Genomic DNA, 16,929 nt, shown 5'->3' on the forward strand with positions numbered 1-16,929 from the left:
GGGCTTGCAGCGAACTGCCAGCAAGCTATCCTTTGTGCATGCATGAATTTTGTTCGCAGCGCTTGCTAAGATCACCCGAAGAAACCACACAACTCGCCACTGGATTCGCCGCCGCGTTGAAGCCCGGCGACACCATATTGCTGACTGGTGATATCGGAGCCGGTAAAACCCACTTTTGCCGGTCCCTGATCCAAGCGCGGCTGGGATATCTCGAAGACGTCCCCTCGCCAACTTTCACGCTGATCCAAACCTACGACACCGAAGATGTCGAACTTTGGCACGCCGATCTTTACCGGCTTTCCAGCCCTGATGAGGTGATCGAACTTGGTTTGATAGAGGCGTTTTCCGAAGCGATTTGCCTTGTTGAATGGCCCGACCGTTTGGCAGAACTTGCACCCAAAACCGCCCTATCGGCAGCCTTTAAAATGACCGAGACTCCCGGAGAGCGATCTTTGACGCTGCGCTGGACAACACAATATTGGACAGACCTCTTGAAAGAACACAACCTTGCCTGATCGTTTCGCGCTAATTCAAGATTTCCTAAGTGACAGCGAATGGCAAAATGCCACGCGCAGCGATTTGGCGGGTGACGCCTCGAATCGTCGGTATGAACGGTTGCGTCTTTGTGATGGGCGGCGCGCAGTTCTGATGGATGCACCACCGGAAAAAGGCGAGAATGTGCACCCCTTTGTGGCGATTGCAAAATACTTAAAGGCCTTGGATCTGTCAGCCCCTAGAATTCTACGCGAGGACGCGGAACATGGGTTTTTACTGTTAGAAGATTTGGGCGATGACTTGTTTGCGCGCGTGGTGGCAAACGATACGACAAAAGAACCCGAATTGTATCGAACCGCAGTCGACGTTTTGCTCGACCTGCATCAAGCTGCTCCACCAAATGAGATTGCCGAATATACGGCGCCGATAATGGCGAATATGTCGGCTTTGGCTTGGCGGTGGTATTTGCGCACCATTGGTACAGAGTTCGAAGACCAAGCCCAACGGTTTGAGCAAAAATTCGAGCCTATTTTGGCAAGATATGCCCCGTGCCAAAATGTATTGATCCAAAGAGATTACCATGCCGAAAACTTGCTGTGGTTGCCAAATCGAACAGGTTCAGCGCGGGTTGGGCTGTTGGACTTCCAAGACGCTCTCGTCGGTCATCGTGCCTATGATCTGGTGTCTTTACTTCAAGATGCCCGCCGCGACGTTTCACCTGAAACCGAGATCCAAATGCGCGATCTCTATGTGGCTAAAAGCGGCTCTGATCCAGCGGAATTCGACGCTGCCTATCATGTTTTGGGTGCCCAAAGGAACTTACGTATCATCGGGGTTTTTGCGCGTCTTTGCCTGCATTTTGGCAAACCGCATTATGTGGATTTGATCCCGCGTGTCTGGGGCTTACTAGAGCGGGATCTGCAACATCCCGCCTTGTCAGACGTGGCCCAACAAATCAAAACTGATTTGCCAAAGCCAACAGCTGAAATTCTTCACAGGTTAAAAGAACAATGCCAATCAATCCCAACGCTGTAATGCTGTTTGCCGCTGGGTTTGGCACCCGCATGGGGTCGCTCACCGCGCAGACCCCCAAACCCCTAATCAAGGTTGGTGCAACCGCACTGATTGATCATACCTTAAGTTGGGTCCAGGCCCTCGAGCCAATTCAAAAGGTGGCAAATACCCACTATCTGGCAGAGCAACTGCACGCCCACCTTGCGACAAGTAATGTCCAAATAAGCCATGAAACCCCTGAAATTCTGGACACCGGCGGCGGTTTGCGTCACGCCTTGCCATTGTTGGGAAACGGACCGATTTACACAAGCAATACCGATGCGATCTGGCATGGGCCAAATCCATTCGAATTGGCGCGAGCGGCGTGGCAACCAGAAAAAATGGATGGCTTACTCGTTTGCATCTCTAAAGAAAGCGCAATTGGTCATACCGGTCCTGGCGATTTTATCATTTCTGAAAACACGCCGATTACGCGTGGATCAGGTGCAATTTACGGCGGGGTTCAAATCATTAAGACCGATCTGCTGCACTCTATTCCAGAGGCGCGCTTTTCGCTCAATCTGCTTTGGGACAAAATGATTGCATCGCAACGTCTATTTGGGCTGACATACCCCGGAAAGTGGTGTGATGTCGGTTCTGCAAAGGGGATCAAATTGGCCGAAGATCTTCTGGGGGAAACCGATGTTTGACCTAAGCGAAAAACCCAGAGTTTTTGGTGTTGCACCAGGTTCAGATTTTCCAAGAACTCTGGTGGATGGTCTGCTTGAACGCATGTCTGGTCAGCCACCAGAGGCAATGGCACGTGTCCAAGTTATCGTAAACACACAACGCATGGCCCGGCGTCTCAGGGACCTTTTTGATCAAGGCCCCGCGATGTTATTGCCGCGCATCAGCTTGCTGACATCACTTGGGGGCAATGGCATGCTCCAAGATTTGCCGGCTGCGATCAATCCGCTGCGGCGGCGGTTTGAGTTGATCCAATTGATGTCCAGTTTGCTAGAACAACAGCCCGATTTAGCGCCGCGCGCATCCCTATTTGACCTTGCTGACAGTCTTGTTGGCCTGATGGACGAAATGAGTGGCGAAGGCGTGACCGCGGAGGCCATTCAAGCGCTGGACGTGTCAGATCAGTCCGGACACTGGGAACGCGCTCAGGCGTTTTTTGGCATTGCCCAGCGTTTTCTGGACAATGTTGATCACGCCCCTGACAGCGAGACACGTCAAAGACTTTTGGTAGAGCGGCTTGCGGCAACATGGGAAAATGACCCGCCAAAGCATCCTGTCATTCTCGCCGGCTCTACAGGGTCGCGCGGTACAACCTTGCTTTTGATGCAAGCCATCGCCAAGTTACCACAAGGCGCATTGATCTTGCCGGGATTTGATTTTGACACGCCAAAGTCGGTTTGGGCAAGCCTTGCGACTGATCCACCCGCCGAAGATCATCCACAATTTCGGTTTCAAAAGGTGCTGTCGTCGATTGATCTCGACCCGACCTCCTTGCAACCCTGGCACCATAGCCAGCCACCCTGCCCCGCACGCAACAAATTGATCTCGCTTGCTTTGCGTCCTGCACCAGTGACCGATCAATGGTTGTCCGAAGGACCACATCTGACAGGTATCGCCGACGCCACCCAAGAGGTCACTTTGTTAGAAGCGGCGTCAATGCGGGAAGAGGCGCTGGCCATCGCGCTACGCTTGCGCAAAGCATCAGAGGACGGGCAAACCGCAGCTCTTATCACGCCAGACCGCATGTTGTCGCGGCAGGTCACGGCCGCGCTTGATCGATGGGATATCCTTCCAGATGATTCCGCTGGCACCCCCCTGCAACTTACGCCCCCTGGGCGATTTTTACGCCATGTCGCCGAATTGTCGCGCCATAAGCTGACATCGGAAATGTTGCTGACATTGCTCAAACACCCGCTGTGCCATTCTGGGGATGCACGCAACGTACACCTAAGGCTCACACGTGATTTGGAACTGACTTTGCGCCGCAAGGGCATCACCTATCCCGAGCCAGACACGTTGACCCATTGGGCCAGCGTGCAAAAGGACGCAACACAGTGGATGCATTGGCTGGTCACCTGTTTTTGTGGTCAAGAAAGCCCTGGCGAAACCGTACTTTCAGCAAGGTTAGACACACATTTAGCCTTGGCAGAACACATCGCGCGCGGGTCGGCGGTGGCGGAGGGCGCGGGTGGCCTTTGGCAAGAAAAAGCCGGACGCGAGGCCGTCAAGATTACAGCTGATTTACAGAACAATGCAACCTATGCTGGTCCCTTGAATGCCGCCGATTACTGCGATCTCTTTGGCTCCATTTTAGGCCGAGGAGAGGTTCGCGACCGAGACGCGCCGCATCCAAATATTCTGATTTGGGGCACGTTGGAAGCTCGGGTTCAAGGCGCAGATCTGATGATTTTGGGAGGGCTGAACGAGGGCAGTTGGCCAGAAAGCCCAAGCCCTGACCCTTGGCTAAACAGAAAGATGCGGTTTGATGCCGGATTATTGCTGCCCGAACGTCGCATCGGCCTATCAGCCCATGATTTTCAACAAGCCGTGGGTGCCAAACAAGTTTGGCTCACGCGCTCCATACGATCTGACGAGGCCGAAACAGTGCCGTCACGCTGGATCAATCGCGCAGTCAATTTACTTGACGGCCTGCCAAAGCAAGGTGGCAGACAGGCATTGGCAGACATGCGCGATCGAGGTCAGCATTGGCTTTCCATGGTCAAATCACTCGAGGCTGTGTCCCAAACCGAGCCAGCCAAGCGCCCCTCACCGCGCCCACCTTTATCGGCTCGTCCCATGCATCTTTCAGTCACTGAAATCAAAAAACTGATCCGTGACCCCTATGCAATCTATGCGCGCCACTGCCTGCGTTTGCGCCCCTTAGATTCACTTATGAAAACCCCGGACGCCCTGTTGCGCGGTATCGTTATTCACGAGGTGCTCGAAGAATTTGTGAAGGATATAACCCAGAATGCTGACCTGTTAACGCGGGACCATTTGGTGTCGATAGCGGAGACAGTTTTGGCGGAAAATGTCCCCTGGCCCGCTGCACGTGTCTTGTGGAAATCGCGTATCGAACGCATATCCGAGTATTTTGTCGCCGCAGAGGCCAAGCGGCAAAACAGCGCAAAGCCCATTGGGTTTGAGAGCGAAGCAAAATCAGAAATCCCTGCGCTTGGTTTCACCCTGCGCGGCAAGGCTGACCGGATAGATCGCGCCAAAGACAACAGACTTTTGATTTATGACTATAAAACCGGAACGCCCCCCACTCCTACCGAACAGCGCTATTTCGACAAGCAGTTGTTGCTTGAAGCCGCAATGGCAGAGAATGGTGGATTTGGCGACATTGATGCCGCCACAGTTGCCGATGCCATCTATCTTGGCTTGGGCAATACACCCAAGGATGTCGCAGCTCCTTTGACTGACATTCCCACGGCGCAAGTCTGGGCTGAATTTGAACAATTGATCGCCAGCTATTTGGATATCGAACAAGGTTTCACCTCACGCCGTGCTTTGCGCAAAGATGGCGACCATAGCGACTATGACCAACTTGCCAGGTTTGGTGAATGGGACGTAACCGATGCCCCGGTATCCGAGGAATTGACATGAAGCGCAACGACGCCACAGAACGACAGGTACAGGCCGCGCGGCCCGACGCCTCAACCTGGCTTTCTGCAAATGCCGGATCTGGAAAGACCCGCGTGTTAACCGATCGCGTGGCGCGCTTGTTGCTTCAGGGTGTGCAACCGCAGCACATCCTGTGTCTGACCTATACCAAGGCCGCCGCCTCTGAAATGCAAAACCGATTGTTCAAAAGATTGGGCAATTGGGCAATGAAAGACAATGCAGGCCTGAAAAACGAACTACTTGAACTTGGCGTTGATGGGGATATCGGCAGTCAGCAATTGCGCGATGCGCGCACCTTGTTCGCTCGTGCCATCGAAACCCCGGGTGGTCTGAAAATTCAAACCATTCACTCGTTTTGCGCATCCCTTTTGCGCCGCTTCCCCCTAGAGGCTGGAGTCAGCCCGCTGTTTAAGGAAATGGAAGATCGTGCGGCCACCATGCTGCGCGAAGACATCGTGGCTGAAATGGCCGACGGCGCGCATACGCATCTGGTTCAGTCGCTGGCTCGGTATTTCACCGGGGAAAACTTTGAGACGCTGACCTCTGAAGTCGTGCGCAATGCCGCTGCCTTCACACCTGCACCTGACACGGACACAGTCAACGAAACACTTGGGTTGGCCGCTGGCACGACCGAGGAATCCATCGCTTCTGATGTCTTCTTGGGCGATGAGGCAGATCTGGTAAGCGCGTTGATTGAGGTTTTGGGAACGGGCAGCGCCATGGATGGCAAAGCCGCCGTTAAACTATCGCAAATCCAAAAAGTGGATTTTAACAGCCTCCCCGTTCTGGAAAGCGTTTTTCTGACTGGAGCGGGTGCAAAAGAGCCGTTCACAGCCAAAATCGGCGGTTTTCCCACCAAAAAACTGCAAAAAGACCACCCAGATCTGATCGCCCGCATCGAAAAATTTATGCTGCGGGTCGAGGCGGCACGCGCCCAGCGCATTGCTTTGGCAAACGCCCAACGCAGCCTTGTTTTGTGGCGTTTTGCACATCAGTTTTTGCAGCTCTATACAACTCAAAAGCAACAACGCGGTTGGCTTGATTTTGACGATCTGATCCTGCGCGCCCGCAACCTGTTGTCAGATCAAGCCGTGGCCGAGTGGGTTTTATATCGTTTGGACGGTGGGATTGATCACATATTGGTCGACGAAGCCCAAGACACCAGCCCTGTGCAATGGCAGGTGATTGAAAGACTAGCGCAAGAGTTTACGTCAGGCGAAGGTGCACGCGATGGCGCACCGCGCACGATCTTTGTTGTCGGCGATAAAAAACAGTCGATTTACAGTTTTCAAGGGGCGGATCCTGCGGAGTTTGATCGCATGCGCACAGATTTTGCAGAGCGTCTGCAGGGGTCTGAAGCGCCGTTGCAATCGCTTGAACTTGAATACTCTTTCCGGTCGTCCGATGCCATTTTGCGGGTGGTTGATGCCTGCTTTAAGATCCGGCCAGACACATCCTTTGATCATCACATCGCGTTCAATGGGGATTTGCCAGGGCGTGTCGATCTTTGGCCTGTGGTTGAAAAATCGGAAACCCCCGAAGAGGGCGATTGGTTTGATCCTGTCGACCGCCTAAGCGAAACCCATCACACCGTCTATCTGGCCCAAAATATCGCGCGCGAGATCAAGCGCATGATCACACAAGGTGTCACTATTCCAGCCGATAAGGACGAAAACGGCGTTTACGGCCAACGTCCAGTCCGTGCTGGGGACTTTCTGATTTTGGTGCAGCGCCGGTCCGATTTGTTTCAAGAAATCATTCGCGCCTGCAAAGTCGCCAAATTGCCCATTGCGGGGGCTGACCGACTAAAGGTTGGCGCTGAAATGGCCGTGCGGGATCTGGCGGCTTTGCTAAATTTTCTGGCAACACCCGAAGACAGTCTTTCTTTAGCGACGGTTCTAAAATCACCGTTGTTTGGCTGGTCTGAACAGGCTCTGTTTGATCTGGCGCACCGGCGCTCTGGCCCATTGTTGTGGCAAGCCCTACGGGATCGGGGCGACGAATTCCCGAAGACAATGGGCGTGTTGGGCGACCTGATGGGAAAAACAGACTTTCTGCGCCCGTATGATTTGATCGAACGGGTGCTTACGCGTCATGATGGCCGGCGCAAACTGTTATCGCGCCTGGGAAACGAAGCAGAAGATGGCATCAACGCCCTACTGTCGCAGGCGCTGTCATATGAACGCAGCGCTGTGCCTAGTCTGACTGGCTTTCTGGTTTGGATGGAAACTGATGATCTGGAAATCAAACGACAAATGGACAGTGCCAGCGACCAAATTCGGGTGATGACGGTGCATGGATCAAAAGGGCTTGAAGCGCCGATTGTAATCATGCCCGACACGGGCAAACGTCAGATCCGCACGTCTGATCAAATTGCCCTAAGCAAAGGTGTGCCGCTTTGGAATACGGGCGGCGCAGCAGCCCCACAGACGCTAATTGAAACCCGTGAAAACATGGTTAACGCCCAGCGCGCAGAACGACTGCGTCTGCTGTATGTCGCCATGACCCGCGCGGAAAAATGGCTGATTATTGCGGCCGCTGGAGATTTGGATAAATCAGGCGACACTTGGTATCAAATCGCCGAGGCTGGTCTGAAATCGCTTGGCGCATTACCGCAGGATTTTGTCTTTGGCCTGGGATTGCGGTACTCGCACGGGGATTGGACGGGGCCGAGGCTGGAATCGGATGTTGAAAGAATATCGACGCTGCCCGCTTTGCCTGATTATTTCAATCACAAGGCTCCTGATTGCGCCGCAAAGCGCGACACCCTTAGCCCGTCAGAACTGGGCGGCGCAAAGGCGCTGCCAGGGGACGCAGGGCTGGACGAAGAAGAAGCCAAAAAACGTGGGCGACAAATCCATTTGCTTCTAGAACATTTGCCGCATTCTGATGCGCAAGACTGGCCCCAAATCGCGTCTGACATTCTGAAAAACAGCGGCGAGCCTGCTGCGGAGGGTGACCAAAGCCTGCTGCAAGAGGCCCAAGCGGTGTTACTCAGCGACGCGTTGGCGTTTATTTTTGCGCCTGACACTTTAGCTGAAGTGTCGCTGACAGCCGATTTTGAAGGCGAACGGCTGCATGGCACCATCGACCGGCTGATCGTCACGGAAAGCAAAGTTCTTGCCATCGACTTTAAAACCAATGCGGTGGTGCCTGACCGACCAGAGCGGGTTCCTGAGGGGCTGTTGCGCCAAATGGGAGCCTATGCCCATGCATTGGCACAAATCTATCCCCATCATCAAATTGAGACCGCGCTGCTCTGGACCCGAACCGCCAGCTTGATGCCGCTTTCTAACAAGTTGATCACCACAGCTCTCGGAAACGTGTATCCATCTTGACGCATCGACATATGGTACTTAGGTTCAGGGCCGACCCAAATTATGCTTAGGAGAGCCCAATGGCCACCGTCGCTGTCACCGATGCCACTTTTGACGCGGAAGTCAAAAATTCTGATATCCCTGTAGTTGTAGACTTCTGGGCAGAATGGTGTGGCCCCTGTAAACAAATCGGCCCAGCTCTGGAAGAGTTGTCCGCTGAATACGACGGTAAGGTGAAAATCGTCAAAGTTGACGTCGACAGCAACCCGAGCACGGCGGCGGCTATGGGCGTACGTGGCATTCCCTCGTTGTTCATCATCGACAAAGGGCAGGTTGTTTCCAACCGTGCCGGCGCAGCGCCAAAAGCAGCGCTGCAAAGCTGGATTGACGACGCGCTTTAATCCGCATGCAGATAGAATTCAGAGAGGCACCCAAACGGGTGCCTTTTTTGTAGGCTGGTCTTAGACAATTCGGGCGTTGGCCTCTTTTCAAACAGAGCGCGCTGCCGCAATCTGCGGCCAAACGAAAGGATCTGACATGGCCAAAACAAGGGTGCTTGTCGAGTTCGGGATTGGCACATCCCTCAGACGCGAAGATTATACCCAAGCCGCGGCGCGCGCGCTAAAGGACGCGTTATGGCACAATTCAATCAACATGGCTGAACTGTTTGATTTTCAAAAGGATTCCATGCTGATTGACGCCAAAATTGGCGTTGCAAATCCGCAGGCGGTCGACGTCGAAGAGTTGCTAAAAATCTTTCCGTATGGTCAACCCAGCATCACCGTTGAAGAGGGTGGACTGAATGTTTCGTCAGCGCGGCGGGATGGGCATACTGTGATTGCCAATGCGGCGATCATTGTATCATTTGATATGGAGAAAGCCTGATGTCTGACAAACGGATCATTCTGGAAATGGGCATGGGCAATGACCTGTACGGCATGGATTACACCAAGGCGGCAAAGCGCGCGGTGCAGGACGCGCTGCACCATTCGTCGATCACCTTGTTTGCCAATCTTGGCATCGACCACACGGATATGCGCGTCGAGGTGACCATCGGCGTGCAAGAGCCAGATGCGGTGGATTGCAACGCGGTTGCTGCTGAACTGCCACGGGGTCGCGCCACGGTGCGCGCGGTCAAAGGTGGGTTGGATGTTGCTGATGAAACCGCAGGCACCCGCCATGTAGTGGCCACAGCTGCGATCGAGGCTTATTTGCCGGACCTGGCCGGGCAATATAGATTAAGCGAAGCGTAACACCCTGAAAACAAAGGCCGTTCTGTTTCCAGAACGGCTTAAACATCTGATAAAACTTGGGGAGGACAAGTTGTTTTTCAGAGAACGTCTGCGCGGCAAAGACCGATGTCATCCAGCTGTGCTTCGCTGAGATCCAACAGGGCTTTGCGGGTTTTATGCTTGGTGTACCAGACCACAAACCCATTCAGAATTTCGCTAACCAGGGTGAACTCTCGGAGAGTTTCGACTGCTCCGAAAGGAGCTTTAGCGGCGATTGGATAAGAAGCCATTTATCATTTCCTTTGTATGTCAGCCGACCCAATGTCGGTTGCAAGGCTTACTTAGGATTGACCTGATGAATGTACAAATGTCGGTTGAACAGCCCTGATGTGCGCGTTTTGCATAGCTTGATAGGCGGGTAATTACCCGGCGAACTGTTGGTTAATCTTTTGATTTTACGCAAAAATACCTCTTATCGATTGCCGCGCCACCACAAGAAATAGGTGTTGCATTTCAACCGGCATCTAAAAACCGCCGCTATAATTCTTGGTTAATTGTACAATTTGTACGTTTGAGGGCGCGAAACGTACAAGTCAGGCCCTGATTCCCCAAAATGGTTAATAAGCGGAATTTTTTGCAACAAAGCGCTTGATTGCTCCCAAGTGCTTGCGTCGCCCTGTGGGCCAGACCATATACTTATCGCAAGGCAACGGAGGCACCCCATGGCAGAAGACAGTTTTCCTGGTTGGCACGGCACAACCATTATCGGCGTCAAAAAAGGCGGCAAGGTTGTGATCGCGGGCGACGGGCAGGTCAGCCTTGGGCAAACGGTCATCAAGGGCACAGCACGCAAAGTGCGCCGCTTGAAACCGGGTGGCCACGAAGTTGTCGCTGGATTCGCCGGTTCGACGGCAGATGCATTTACCCTGCTTGAAAGACTTGAGGCCAAACTAGAGGCCACCCCCGGCCAGTTGGCACGGGCCTCTGTTGAATTGGCAAAAGACTGGCGCACGGATAAATATCTGCAAAAACTAGAGGCCATGTTGATTGTGACCGATGGCAGCGAATTACTGGTGATCACCGGCGCTGGCGATGTGCTGGAGCCGGAGCATGACGTGACAGCAATTGGCTCTGGCGGCAATTACGCCTTGGCGGCGGCGCGCGGTATGATGGACAGCGACAAAGACGCCGAACAGATTGCACGCGACGCCATGGCGATTGCCGCGGACATCTGTGTTTACACAAATGGTCGCCTGACAGTGGAAGACATCTCTGCATGACCGAAATGAGCTATACGCGTCTGGGGCAATCCGGCCTTGTGGTGTCACGGCTGGCGCTTGGCACTATGACCTTTAACCTTGGGTCCGAGTTTTTGCCCGGTGTTGCCCAGGTTGGCCAAGATGCTGCCAATGAAATGGTGGCCAAAGCGCTTGATCACGGGGTGAATTTTTTTGACAGTGCGGATGGGTACTCTGCCGGCGAAGCGGAAATCATTTTGGGCAAAGCATTGGGCAAGCGGCGCGCCGACAATGTGATTTGCACCAAACTGGGGTTTCGCCAAGGCCCGACAATCACCAATGCCGGTCTTAGCCGTCGTCACATCATGCAATCTGTCGAAGGCTGTCTGAGCCGTTTGGGCACCGATTACATCGACCTGTTGGTGCTGCACAAAACCGATTTCACCACTCCAATGGAAGAGACCCTTCGGGCGCTAGATGATGCGGTAAAGGCGGGAAAATTGCGCTATATTGGCGTTTCAAACTGGCCTGCTTGGCAAGTGGCACGCGCCATTGAATTCCAAAAGCAAAACGGCTTGGCCCCCTTTGTGGCAGGTCAATATTTGTACAATGCTGTGGCGCGGGATTTGGAAGTTGATGTGCTGCCAATGATGGCGGAAATGGGCGCAGGTTTGATGGCCTGGTCCCCATTGGCGGGTGGTCTGTTGACCGGCAAATATGACCCGGCCAATTTGGATGCAGGCGAAGGCCGTTTGGCGGCAGGCGATTTTCTGGGAACCGACGCTGCGCAGGCCAAGGCCGCGCTTGGTGTGATGCAGGAAATTGCCAAGGATCGCGGTGAAACAGTGTCGAAAATTGCCTATGGCTGGGTGCTTGCAAAGGCGCGCAGCCATACGGTGATATGCGGCCCAAGCAAGCTGGCCTATCTGGAAGATGCGCTGGGTGCTATGGGTCTGTATCTGACACAAACCGAAGTCGCCGCCATTGATGCAGCCGCCGTCCCTGCCCGTCGCTATCCAGAATGGTTTGACACCATGATGACCGATGAAATTTTCACAAAAGCGCTGGCCTAGGCCCCTTTTGACGTGACCGGAGATAAAGATGACTGACCTAACCCCTCGTGAAATCGTTTCAGAGCTTGATCGGTTTATTATTGGCCAAAACGATGCCAAACGTGCAGTGGCCGTGGCCTTGCGAAACCGCTGGCGACGCAAACAGTTGTCAGATGATCTGCGCGACGAGGTCTATCCAAAGAATATTTTGATGATCGGGCCAACCGGCGTTGGCAAAACCGAAATCAGCCGCCGTTTGGCAAAACTGGCCAAGGCCCCCTTTATCAAGGTCGAAGCGACAAAATTCACCGAAGTTGGCTATGTGGGCCGCGATGTGGAACAGATTGTACGCGATCTGGTAGATGCCGCCATCATGCAAACGCGCGATTTTATGCGCGAAGACGTCAAGGTCAAGGCGCAAAAGGCCGCCGAGGAACGGGTGATTGATGCGATCGCCGGGACCGAAGCGCGCGATGGCACGCGGGACATGTTCCGGCGTAAATTGCTTTCGGGTGAGTTGGACGACACGGTGATTGAAATCGAAGTCGCAGATGCGTCCAATCCGATGTCGATGTTTGATGTTCCGGGTCAGCCGGGCAGCCAGATGGGCATGATGAACCTGGGTGATCTGTTTGGCAAAGCCATGGGCGGGCGCACCACCAAGAAACGCGTGTCGGTGGCAGAGAGCTATGATTTGCTGATTGGCGAAGAGGCCGACAAGTTGCTGGACGATGAAACCGTGACCCGCACGGCGCTGGAAGCGGTCGAGCAGAATGGCATCGTGTTTTTGGATGAAATCGACAAGGTCTGCGCCCGTGCGGATGCGCGTGGCGGCGACGTGAGCCGCGAAGGCGTGCAGCGGGACTTGCTGCCGCTGATCGAAGGCACCACGGTCAGCACCAAACATGGGCCGGTCAAAACCGACCACATTCTGTTTATCGCCTCCGGCGCGTTTCATATTGCCAAGCCGTCGGATTTATTGCCCGAACTTCAGGGTCGCTTGCCGATCCGCGTTGAGTTGCGTGCCTTGACCGAAGAAGATTTTGTGCGGATCTTGACCGAGACAGATAATGCGCTGACCCTGCAATACACCGCGTTGATGCAGACCGAGGAGGTTACAGTCACCTTTACCGATGACGGCATTGCGGCGCTCGCTAAAATTGCTGCTGATGTGAACAGTTCAGTTGAAAACATCGGGGCGCGGCGGTTGTACACTGTGATTGAACGGGTGTTTGAAGAGCTGAGCTTTACGGCCCCGGATCAGGCAGGGATAGAAGTCACTGTGAATGCCGAATTTGTCGAGCAACATCTGGGTGAATTGACCAAATCCACCGACTTGTCGCGTTACGTGCTGTAGCGTGACCACGCTGATTTCCTTTGTTATTCAGAACGCCCGCTGGCTGTCAGCGGGCGTTTTATTGACGTTTATGTCAAGCTTTGGGCAGACGTTCTTTATTTCACTGTTTGCTGCTGAAATCCGCACAGGATTTGGTCTGAGCCATGGGGAATGGGGCGCGCTGTATGCTATGGGCACCACCGCTGCTGCTGTGGCGATGATTTGGGGCGGCGGATTGACAGACCGCTTCCGCGCCCGCGCTTTGGGCACATTGGTGCTCGTTGGGCTTGCCTCAGCCTGTGTGGCCCTGGCGGGTTCGCGCAGTGTGATTTTATTGCCGGTGATCGTGTTTTTCCTAAGGTTCTTTGGACAGGGCATGTCGCGACATCTGTCGATGGTGGCGATGGCGCGCTGGTTCACCCGGTCGCGGGGGCGCGCGCTGTCGATCGCCAACCTTGGCTATTCTTTCGGGGAAATCACCCTGCCGATCTGCATTGTTTTGCTGATGGGCTTCATTGACTGGCGGCTGATTTGGCTTGGAAGCGCGGTGGTGGCTTTGATGGGTGTGCCGTTATTAAGAGGTCTGCTGAAACAGGAACGCAGCCCCAGAGATGCGGTGGATCAGACGGATTCTTCGGGCATGTTTGGCAAGCATTGGACGCGTCCAGAATGCCTGAAACACTGGCTGTTTTGGGCCATGGCCCCAACAATTCTTGGCATTTCTGCCTTTGTGACCACGTTCCTGTTTCATCAGGTCTATTTTGCCGAATTAAAGGGCATTACACATTTAGCGCTGGTTTCGACTTTTCCCTTTTTTACGGGTGTGTCGATTGCCGCCACTCTTGCGGCAGGCTGGTCGCTGGACAAATGGGGCACAGCGCGGTTGATGCCCATCATGTGCCTGCCTATTGCTTTGGGCTTTGTATTCTTTGCAACAGCCGCGGGTTTACCCGGCATTCTGGTCGGGTTGTTTTTTATGGGTTTGACCGCTGGCAGCAGCGCCACTGTTATTCCGGCATTTTGGGCAGAATATTATGGCACACGCCACATTGGCGCGATCAAAGCAGCAGCAGCCGCATTGTTGGTGTTGGGATCTGCCGCCGGACCCGGGTTGACTGGGGCTTTGATCGATCAGGGCGTGTCGTTGGACCTGCAGTATTATGGTGTAGGCATTTATTTTCTGATCAGCTCAGCTTTGATCGGGCTGGCCGTGACCAAAGCAAATCTTAATCTGAAATCGAGTCCAGTAACGCCCTAGCGGCCCCGCCGCAGGTAGATGTAATAGGCACCGCTGCCCCCATGTTTCAGATGTGCCTCGGTGACCTGCATCACAACCTGCCCAAGGGGGGCCATGGTTAACCATTGTGGCACCTGGTGTTTTAACACGCCTCGGCGTACTGGAATGGGGCCAAAATCATCTCGGGATTTGCCCTTGCCGGTGATCACCAGCACCAATCGCTGCCCATCCGCATAGGCTCGCATGATAAAACCAACCAAAGCAGGATGCGCCTGATCAAGGGTCATGCCATGCAGGTCGATTTTGCTCTCTGGCACCAATTTGCCGCGCTTCATTTTGCCAAAAGCCTTTTTGTCCATCTGAACGGGCTGCGCGGCCACACGTTCCGAGATTGACGGCATCAGCTGGTGGGAATGTGACGGTTTTTTGGACTTTGCGCCGATTTCAAACGGATCAATGCGCGCTGGTTTGGCCTGCATTGCATCGGGCAAAGGCATGGGTTTGCGCTTTGCTTCAGGCTCTGGACGCAGAGGAGCGGTCTGCAAACGTTCGGTGGTGTCTGAGACGCGCCGCCAAAGTTCTTTGTCTTCTGTGGTTAGACCGCGCTTTTTCACATGCCTGCCTCTGGCAAAAGCGCATAGGCACGCTGGATCGGCAGCAAAACAACCATACGGCCCGGGTCACGCAAACGGCCAGCGGCCCGGCCGGCCTCGTCGCCCGTGCCGAAAAACACGTCAGCGCGCTGCGCGCCTTTGATGGCAGAGCCGGTGTCTTGCGCCACCATCAAGCGATTCAGCGGGTTTTTGCCAGCCTTTTCCAGCCAAACCGGGGCGCCAAGCTGGGTAAAAGCTGGATCAACAGCCACCGACCGCAATGTGGTGATCGAGCGGTTCATCGCCCCCAATGGGCCTTTATCGGCAGGCACGCGGGTGACGCGGCGAAAGAAAACATAAGACGGATTGTGGCGCAGCAGCTCGGCGCCATCGACGGGATTTCGACGCACCCAATTTTGAATGACCTGAGCAGACACCTGATGCGCCTTATAAACGCCGCGTCGCACAAGTTCGGTGCCAACAGAGCGATACGGATGACCATTTGCACCGCCATAGCCCACGCGAATGGCGCTGCCATCCGGCAGTTTTATCCGGCCAGACCCCTGAATTTGCAGGAAAAACAGCTCTACCGAGTCGTCCACCCAAGCGATTTCTAGACCGCGACCCACCATGGCACCAGTGGTTTCGATATCGCGTCGGCTTAGCCATCTGCTGCCCCGGCGCACCTCGCGCGGTTTCGCATAGACCGGAAAGCGATAGCGTGCGGTGGGCACGCGCGAGCCATGCAGTTCTGGCTCAAAATAGCCGGTGAACAAGGCGTCTTTGCCGTCTTCGATCAATACGGGCCGAAACAGCAGCTCAAAGAACTTTTTGGCATTGCCAAAGCTGGGGGCCGCCGCGCATATGGCGCGCCAATCGGGCGCATCAAGATCAAGACAAGTGTTTTGAAACACCCGCATCGCCGCGTTGTGATTGTCGCGCTCCCAGCCCTTAAGGTCCGAGAACGACAGGATTTTATATGTGGTTTCAGAGGCTGCTGAGGTTCCCATAAGCGTCAGGCCCGCGAGGAGTGCAGCGCGCAGCGCTGCAATCATTCGCCCGTGGCAACAAGCTGCCAATTGGGATCGTCAGCCCCCATGATGCGCGCAAATGTCCAGGTGTCTTTTTGACGTTTGACCTGAGATTCGCTGCCCTCGACAATCTCGCCGTTGGCATCGCGCACCACATAGGTGAGTTCGCCGATAAATTTCACGGTGACCTCTGCTTCGCCTGTGGCATCGTCAAAGCTGGCATCATGCAGGTGGGTTTCACGCACGCCGCTGAATTCTGCCTCGATGGTCAGCCCCTGCGCTTCGCGGGCTTTGATCACCTGAGAAAACGCCTCGTGCACGTCTTGGGACAAAAAGGATTCAATTTGCGAAAGATCGCCGGTTTCAAACCCCATCAAGATCATTTCATAGGCGCCTTTGGCCCCACCAAGAAAGTCGGTCACCCCAAAAGAAGGCTCGGCGGCCTTCATTTTGCTGAGTGCTATCGCAGCGTCGCTGTTTTCGGGCACGTGATCGGTGATATCGCGGTCCGGACCGCCGTCGATCACCTCGAATCCGGGATTTTTGCGTTTGGGGGCCGCTGCTTCGCGGGGCGGTTCAAAGCCATCGCGTGTGCCAAGCACGTTCTTCAAGCGAAGAATGAGAAAAACGGCAATACCGGCTAAAACCAAAATCGAAATTAAGTTCGGATTCATCAGAACCTCATGTAGGGCATGGAAACATTCATATACCGCACTTATGTAAGTCACAGGCGCGATCAAGTCCACACGCG

Annotated in this window: 16 protein-coding genes; 12 read left to right on the forward strand and 4 right to left on the reverse strand. The window is 54.3% G+C overall.

What is annotated here, in order from left to right; genetic code table 11:
• Positions 1–38 precede the first annotated feature (38 nt).
• From tsaE to ABXG94_RS14925, 8 genes are all read left to right on the forward strand, one after another.
• Positions 39–515, forward strand: coding sequence for a tRNA (adenosine(37)-N6)-threonylcarbamoyltransferase complex ATPase subunit type 1 TsaE (tsaE, locus tag ABXG94_RS14890; RefSeq protein WP_353535531.1), 477 nt, complete (start codon positions 39–41; stop codon positions 513–515).
• Complete coding sequence (locus tag ABXG94_RS14895; RefSeq protein ID WP_353535532.1) at positions 508–1,530, forward strand: aminoglycoside phosphotransferase family protein; 1,023 nt, start codon at positions 508–510, stop codon at positions 1,528–1,530. Before tsaE ends, ABXG94_RS14895 begins: the two co-directional genes overlap by 8 nt.
• Positions 1,506–2,198 carry a nucleotidyltransferase family protein gene (locus ABXG94_RS14900; protein WP_353535533.1) on the forward strand — a complete coding sequence of 231 codons (693 nt, stop codon included), beginning with the start codon at positions 1,506–1,508 and terminating at the stop codon, positions 2,196–2,198. Before ABXG94_RS14895 ends, ABXG94_RS14900 begins: the two co-directional genes overlap by 25 nt.
• On the forward strand, positions 2,191–5,124 hold the full coding sequence (addB, locus tag ABXG94_RS14905) for a double-strand break repair protein AddB (RefSeq protein WP_353535535.1): 2,934 nt from the start codon (positions 2,191–2,193) through the stop codon (positions 5,122–5,124). The genes ABXG94_RS14900 and addB overlap by 8 nt, the downstream gene beginning before the upstream one ends.
• Complete coding sequence (gene addA, locus ABXG94_RS14910) at positions 5,121–8,480, forward strand: double-strand break repair helicase AddA (RefSeq protein WP_353535536.1); 3,360 nt, start codon at positions 5,121–5,123, stop codon at positions 8,478–8,480. The genes addB and addA overlap by 4 nt, the downstream gene beginning before the upstream one ends.
• A 59-nt stretch (positions 8,481–8,539) precedes the next feature.
• Positions 8,540–8,860 (forward strand): thioredoxin, encoded by a 321-nt coding sequence (trxA, locus tag ABXG94_RS14915; RefSeq protein WP_353535538.1) that lies wholly within the window; start codon positions 8,540–8,542, stop codon positions 8,858–8,860.
• Positions 8,861–8,996: 136 nt separating this feature from the next.
• Positions 8,997–9,344 (forward strand): Lin0512 family protein, encoded by a 348-nt coding sequence (locus ABXG94_RS14920; RefSeq protein ID WP_353535540.1) that lies wholly within the window; start codon positions 8,997–8,999, stop codon positions 9,342–9,344.
• Positions 9,344–9,712 carry a Lin0512 family protein gene (locus tag ABXG94_RS14925; protein WP_353535542.1) on the forward strand — a complete coding sequence of 123 codons (369 nt, stop codon included), beginning with the start codon at positions 9,344–9,346 and terminating at the stop codon, positions 9,710–9,712. The genes ABXG94_RS14920 and ABXG94_RS14925 overlap by 1 nt, the downstream gene beginning before the upstream one ends.
• A gap of 77 nt (positions 9,713–9,789) precedes the next feature.
• Here the strand turns inward: ABXG94_RS14925 and ABXG94_RS14930 are convergent, their stop codons facing one another.
• Complete coding sequence (locus ABXG94_RS14930) at positions 9,790–9,981, reverse strand: DUF1127 domain-containing protein (protein ID WP_353535544.1); 192 nt, start codon at positions 9,979–9,981, stop codon at positions 9,790–9,792.
• Between the two features lie 432 nt (positions 9,982–10,413).
• Here ABXG94_RS14930 and hslV point away from each other — a divergent pair, with 432 nt between their 5' ends.
• From hslV to ABXG94_RS14950, 4 genes are read left to right on the forward strand one after another with little or no spacing between them, the layout of a single operon-like run.
• Positions 10,414–10,971, forward strand: a complete 558-nt coding sequence (hslV, locus tag ABXG94_RS14935) for an ATP-dependent protease subunit HslV (protein ID WP_353535546.1) — start codon at positions 10,414–10,416, stop codon at positions 10,969–10,971.
• A complete protein-coding gene (locus ABXG94_RS14940) occupies positions 10,968–12,002 on the forward strand; it encodes an aldo/keto reductase (protein WP_353535548.1) in 1,035 nt (344 codons plus the stop codon). The genes hslV and ABXG94_RS14940 overlap by 4 nt, the downstream gene beginning before the upstream one ends.
• Positions 12,003–12,030: 28 nt before the next feature.
• A complete protein-coding gene (gene hslU / locus ABXG94_RS14945; RefSeq protein ID WP_353535549.1) occupies positions 12,031–13,338 on the forward strand; it encodes an ATP-dependent protease ATPase subunit HslU in 1,308 nt (435 codons plus the stop codon).
• A 1-nt stretch (position 13,339) separates the two neighbouring features.
• Positions 13,340–14,575, forward strand: coding sequence for an MFS transporter (locus ABXG94_RS14950; protein WP_353535551.1), 1,236 nt, complete (start codon positions 13,340–13,342; stop codon positions 14,573–14,575).
• Here the strand turns inward: ABXG94_RS14950 and ABXG94_RS14955 are convergent.
• From ABXG94_RS14955 to ABXG94_RS14965, 3 genes are read right to left on the reverse strand one after another with little or no spacing between them, the layout of a single operon-like run.
• A complete protein-coding gene (locus tag ABXG94_RS14955; RefSeq protein ID WP_353535552.1) occupies positions 14,572–15,168 on the reverse strand; it encodes a Smr/MutS family protein in 597 nt (198 codons plus the stop codon). The two genes, ABXG94_RS14950 and ABXG94_RS14955, sit on opposite strands and share 4 nt — an antisense overlap.
• Entirely contained in the window at positions 15,165–16,202 is a 1,038-nt protein-coding gene (gene mltA / locus ABXG94_RS14960) for a murein transglycosylase A (protein WP_353535553.1), read from the reverse strand. The genes ABXG94_RS14955 and mltA overlap by 4 nt, the downstream gene beginning before the upstream one ends.
• Positions 16,199–16,852 carry a Tim44/TimA family putative adaptor protein gene (locus ABXG94_RS14965; protein WP_353535554.1) on the reverse strand — a complete coding sequence of 218 codons (654 nt, stop codon included), beginning with the start codon at positions 16,850–16,852 and terminating at the stop codon, positions 16,199–16,201. Before ABXG94_RS14965 ends, mltA begins: the two co-directional genes overlap by 4 nt.
• Positions 16,853–16,929 lie beyond the last annotated feature (77 nt).

Source organism: Cognatishimia sp. WU-CL00825 (assembly GCF_040364665.1).
Classification (GTDB): Bacteria; Pseudomonadota; Alphaproteobacteria; order Rhodobacterales; family Rhodobacteraceae; genus Cognatishimia.

Bases quoted from the DNA above. Each gene is read 5' to 3' on its own strand.
- tsaE (WP_353535531.1), top strand. From the start codon at position 39: ATGCATGAATTTTGTTCGCAGCGCTTGCTAAGATCACCCGAAGAAACC.
- ABXG94_RS14900 (WP_353535533.1), top strand. From the start codon at position 1,506: ATGCCAATCAATCCCAACGCTGTAATGCTGTTTGCCGCTGGGTTTGGC.
- addB (WP_353535535.1), top strand. From the start codon at position 2,191: ATGTTTGACCTAAGCGAAAAACCCAGAGTTTTTGGTGTTGCACCAGGT.
- addA (WP_353535536.1), top strand. From the start codon at position 5,121: ATGAAGCGCAACGACGCCACAGAACGACAGGTACAGGCCGCGCGGCCC.
- trxA (WP_353535538.1), top strand. From the start codon at position 8,540: ATGGCCACCGTCGCTGTCACCGATGCCACTTTTGACGCGGAAGTCAAA.
- ABXG94_RS14920 (WP_353535540.1), top strand. From the start codon at position 8,997: ATGGCCAAAACAAGGGTGCTTGTCGAGTTCGGGATTGGCACATCCCTC.
- ABXG94_RS14925 (WP_353535542.1), top strand. From the start codon at position 9,344: ATGTCTGACAAACGGATCATTCTGGAAATGGGCATGGGCAATGACCTG.
- ABXG94_RS14930 (WP_353535544.1), bottom strand. From the start codon at position 9,981: ATGGCTTCTTATCCAATCGCCGCTAAAGCTCCTTTCGGAGCAGTCGAA.
- hslV (WP_353535546.1), top strand. From the start codon at position 10,414: ATGGCAGAAGACAGTTTTCCTGGTTGGCACGGCACAACCATTATCGGC.
- ABXG94_RS14940 (WP_353535548.1), top strand. From the start codon at position 10,968: ATGACCGAAATGAGCTATACGCGTCTGGGGCAATCCGGCCTTGTGGTG.
- hslU (WP_353535549.1), top strand. From the start codon at position 12,031: ATGACTGACCTAACCCCTCGTGAAATCGTTTCAGAGCTTGATCGGTTT.
- mltA (WP_353535553.1), bottom strand. From the start codon at position 16,202: ATGATTGCAGCGCTGCGCGCTGCACTCCTCGCGGGCCTGACGCTTATG.
- ABXG94_RS14965 (WP_353535554.1), bottom strand. From the start codon at position 16,852: ATGAATCCGAACTTAATTTCGATTTTGGTTTTAGCCGGTATTGCCGTT.